Annotated in this window: 3 protein-coding genes; 1 reads left to right on the top strand and 2 read right to left on the bottom strand. The window is 38.6% G+C overall.

From position 1 onward, the window contains the following. Positions 1–593 (bottom strand): FkbM family methyltransferase (locus ACWVCM_RS16500; RefSeq protein ID WP_455202868.1); only part of this gene is annotated, 593 nt, incomplete at its 3' end. A 318-nt stretch (positions 594–911) separates the two neighbouring features. Here ACWVCM_RS16500 and ACWVCM_RS16495 point away from each other — a divergent pair. Further along, entirely contained in the window at positions 912–2,237 is a 1,326-nt protein-coding gene (locus tag ACWVCM_RS16495; protein ID WP_455202867.1) for a hypothetical protein, read from the top strand. Between the two features lie 98 nt (positions 2,238–2,335). On the opposite strand, the gene ACWVCM_RS16490 is transcribed toward ACWVCM_RS16495, so the two are convergent. Then, a complete protein-coding gene (locus tag ACWVCM_RS16490; protein ID WP_455202866.1) occupies positions 2,336–4,330 on the bottom strand; it encodes a hypothetical protein in 1,995 nt (664 codons plus the stop codon). Between the last annotated feature and the right edge of the window lie 631 nt (positions 4,331–4,961).

Below are 4,961 nucleotides of genomic sequence, written 5' to 3'. Positions count from 1 at the left end.
TTAAAATGTTCAATTTGATAGCCATTCTCAGACAGGATATTTATTACGAAATCTTTTGTACGAAAGTTTTCACCATCTCCGCTATTTGCTCTGAAATCGTGACAGGAAATCACGAGTCGCCTTATATTTGAATAATCGTCTATAGATGACAGAACAAATCGCTCAGCACCCTCGATGTTCATTTTTAGTAGATCTATTTTATCGATACCGTAACGATCAACAAGCTCAGCCCAGCTAATAGTTGGAATTTCGATGTATCCTTCGTCTTCATCGCTTGCACCGGCGTAGCCAAATTGGCTGACAAACTTCAGAGATTTTTCGTTGCTAACCGCGAAAGGGGAGACTGAAAAATTCGGTCCCAATTGTTTAAATGTATTACATGCGCACTCATAAATGACAGGTTGTGCTTCGACACCCAGGTATTTAACATTTTTCGATCGATGTTTTAGATATATTGCTTCATCACCATAGCCAACACCAAGATCCACCACCTGATCTTCATCTGATGGCAAATAGTGCTTGTATATAATGTTTTCACAAAGCCACCTGATGTCTTTTTCCGGCAAATAGTGCCTGGGATGTCTGATGAACACTTTGTGTCCATATCTGATGAAGTAATAGAAACCGGAATTTTTATCAAAGTGGACTTTGGTAAGCCAGTTGTATCTTTTTATCAGGCTCTTCATAATGATCGAAGTTTACCTGCAATGGTGAAATTAATAAATTAATATTCCATGCAAATATCGGCGAATTATAGTGTTGGTGATTGTTCCAGTTCAGGATATATCTAAGCGGATCCATTCTTTTGTAATCCATAGCTTGCCTGATCGGCAGTGAAAAAACACAGGTTGCAGTTATATTCGTAATTATTGCTCATTTGACAGGTAACATACATAAATATCATAACAAAGATGAAAGGCATCCAGGACAAACAGGGCGTAACTTTATTTATTGTTAGTTTGCTGACGCTTTTTTTTTCATTCAATTTTAATTTATTCCACGCGGTTAATCCCGAGAAATTTGATAGTTACCAGAGTGATTCGGAAGCCCTGGTTATAGGAAGGCTTGTTAAGTCAGGGAATGACGGTATTTTTAGTTCTGAAGCCAGGCTTGGTCGGTATATGGGGCTGGAAGGCGACATGAATCTGAATCAAACAAAGTTATTTGTGGGAGAGATTAATGGGGGGGAATATGAAGAATATGATTCTCAGTTTGGAATGCAGGGAATCTTCCTTGGCCAGCTCGAATATTTATTTAAGAAACTCAATTTTAAACCATCGACCAGGCTTGCTATATACCGAGGTGTAACATCACTTCTATTTGCGCTGGTATTGTCTATTGTCATAGTTGTGTTGTATTTCGATATTGGGATAGAAGCTTCCTGTTTTTTACTGGCGACAATTGTGTTATCGAAGTGGCAGGTCTATATGGGTAAAAACCTGTACTGGATGGTATATGCAATGTTTTTACCCATGGTGATTGTATTGTTAGCAGTCAAGCTGGAGGAGTTAGGAAGAAAAGTCAATATTTTTTGGGTGGCATTGTTGGTCATGCTGGCCGTGTTCTTAAAATCAACGATGGGCTACGAGTTTATTAGCACTATCCTTCTGGCAATGCTTGCGCCGCTGGTCTATTTTGCTGTTAAAAATTCCTGGTCAGGTAGAAAATTACTGCTACGTTGCTCTGTGATTGGGGCTTTTGGGTTATTGGGTTTTGTGTTTGCGATTATTCTACATACATACCAGTTGACATTAGCAACGGGAAGTACTGAACAGGCGGTGAGTATTATTGAAGATCGTATTTTGACTCGCACGCATGCCGATCCCGAGTTGTTTTTAAATACACCTTACTATGAATCACAAAAAGCATCCGTATTTTCGGTGGTATTTGATGAATACCTGCTTAGAGGGGGCTCCTTTCGGTTGAAAGTACCTTATCTGTTGTGGATCCTGGTCTTCGTATTTATTACATTCAAAGTGTTTAAGGAAAAGTACGAATTGACCGAATTTAGAATAAGCAATCCGGTATTACGTGCGCTGATTATCACTACCTGGTTATCTATTCTGGCACCATTGTCCTGGTTTGTTCTGGCCAAAAGCCACTCTTATATTCACACAGACATTAATATCATTCTCTGGCATTTGCCATTCATGATTTTTGGTTTCGCTTTGATTGGTTATATATTGAGAACGAGAATTCAACGCCTTCTAGCCAGGATTGCAACAGCACTTAAATAGTACAACAAAAGCTGTTATTGGCCTTCGTTCGGGTTAGGGCGATTAAGTCCCGGCTGAGTATATTGTAAATATATTATTGGAATACATTCCATACGATATTAATCCCTTATCGCGCTAATTATTTCTTTATTTTCCGTAATGAACCTTATCTGACAATCATCGATTCTCAGGGTGCTGCGTTTTTCCGGGTCTGCGACAATCAAGAACGAATTATCTATTCCTTTTTCTAATATTACTGGGAACTCTGCGTATTCCGTGTATGGAGGAATAGAAAATAAATTGTCGATTTCTTTGGGTAGTGATGATGATTTTATTCTGATTAAATGATTTCTGCCTATTATTGGAACCAATGTGCTTTGAAATAAGAGTCTATAGTTTAGCTGTACTTCATACAGGGAATCTTGTTTTGATCCCTGAACTATGATTCTTGCGCGTGAAGGAGAAATATGTTCAATGTTACAGCGAGTTTTTAGATTAATTTCTTCTGTAGATGCGCGGATGCTGTGGCGCCAAAAAATCAATTCGTGTGTAGTATGCAGGGGCTCAAAGTTTAAAATTACATATTTATAAAAACGCCAGTTCTGGAATAAACTCCATCTTTGCCAGAAAGAATATTCTGGATTCGTGGTTGTTGCGTATTGAAAGTCGATGTTATTTATTTGGCTGTAGTAGAGTTCTCTTGTGGTGGGTCCCAGTGCGTGAATAACAGAATTAGCGATTAATTCACTTTTTTGGCCAAGTATTGCATGAGGTATTGCAGGATACTCGGATAATATTTTCACTTTGGAGCCATGTTGCTTGAGTAAATTATTCGTTATTTGAACTTGCGCTAAATTTTTATCGTCCATATAGCCGCCAAGCGCTTCAATATATGTCGCAGATTTGGTCATCGCAAAGACTTTGCTGGATTCAAGGCCAATACCAATTAAAGAGGCTCCTAATAAAAATGTTAACAAATAATTGACTGGTATAGACTTCATTCTCCTGGTTAAGCTATTTATTCGGTAAAGCTTTTTGTGTACCCAAATCCATCGGTGCTGAGCTATATGTATTGTCTGTAGTAGTAAGAACGGATATGTTGAGAAAAGCGAGCGATAGTAATGTAGTGATTTATGGCCGCCGATTTCTGATAACAAGCCTGCTCCAAGTGTCGACAGGCCGATTATTAATAGAATAATGGAGTTTTGACTTTTATTTTTTATTGCGTCAATAAGTAAAAGGAATAGCAAAGGAAGTGATGTTAATAGCAAAAAAGAACCAAGTAAGGAGTCCTTTCTGAACCAGAATAGTAACGAGTCACTTAAAGAGTAATAGTTTGCATCACGAGTATAGAAGGCGAAATACCAGAATTGATCTGCTGCGACATCCTTAGTGAAGTTGATATATTCCGTAATATGACCCTTGGTATAAATGAATATTAGTATAGGTGTTGCTATCAGCAACGAGCCTATGGTAATCAATGTATTTTTCCTAAGCGGGCTAGGAAAGTTGTGGATAAACAATACTATTAGCATCGCGATAGCAGTTGGAATGCCATAGTCGTTTGACCACAATAGAATTACAGAAATACTGATGCCATATAAGACCGGTTTATTCGATTTTAGTAGAAAGTAGTATGCTGAAAGAGCTGCAATTATTGCGGCAAAACTACGGGCAACCAACAGACTGTTTCCAGGAAGGGATGCCTTAAGTCCAAATATAATATAAATAAGCACGAGAAAAGTTATGAGCTTTGCTTTAGATAGCTCGCGCAGTGGGCTAAAAGATGCTATGAGTATCAGGCTGATTAACCAAAAGGTGGTTGTCACCAGGTTGGCTGAAAATTGCGACGCAAAAACAGTACCTCCTAAAAGTTCGAATATTGGATATAAAGAAAACGTAGGCCCAAGGCCCAGGTAAGGATAAAAATCCGATCCTGCTATATCACCAGCGGAGATTCTTGTTAGTATATTGAATGTTTGATAAACGCCATCAATATGGCCAGTGTTAATTAGCAGTGCTTTTCTAAAAAGACGTAATAATGTAAATATAAAGATGCAGGTCAATAACAAATACAGTAGTTTTCTTTCGTTTAAACTTTTTATTATGTTCATGGATGTGTTGCCAGGTTTATTGCAAAATTTCTAAACAATCTTTCTCCAATGTTACTATTTACGCTACGATTAAGCGACCAAAAACTATTGCACATAAGGGGTCACTTATTTGGATGCAGAAGGAGTACAAAGCCCAAAGATAACGAGGTCGAAAAATTACCTTTTCCTGGTTTGCGAAATAATTCCAGTCAACAAAAAAGAAAAGACTAATTTTTTCAGTGCAATTAAGTAAGAATTTAATCCATGCCACCCTTTCATCAAAGGGGCGTGGACGTAGTCCATTCTGGGTGACCGAACAGTGTTCAGGTTTTCATGATTTCCCGGCGACCGTAGTTTGTGATTCCCAATATTTTTACACGAGAAGCGTGTTGGATTCTGACGGGGCGACTAGTCAGTCCTGATCGAACTTTGTGAGCGTTACATGAAAAATGATGCTGCTCGGGAACAGATAGCTGGCAGTGGAAACAAACCACTTATCGCATACTGGTACAAAACGCGCCGAATACATCGCTCAAACTATCCGTGGCGTATGTAAAACCGCTAGTGCAATTCCCGTCTTACATTGAGCTCAATTCCAGTGTAATAGCGAAGATTCTTTGCGGCGAATCCATGTGTACCTATGGTATGATTA

It is taken from the genome of Kaarinaea lacus, assembly GCF_975902315.1.
This window is presented reverse-complemented; position numbering and strand designations above follow the sequence as displayed.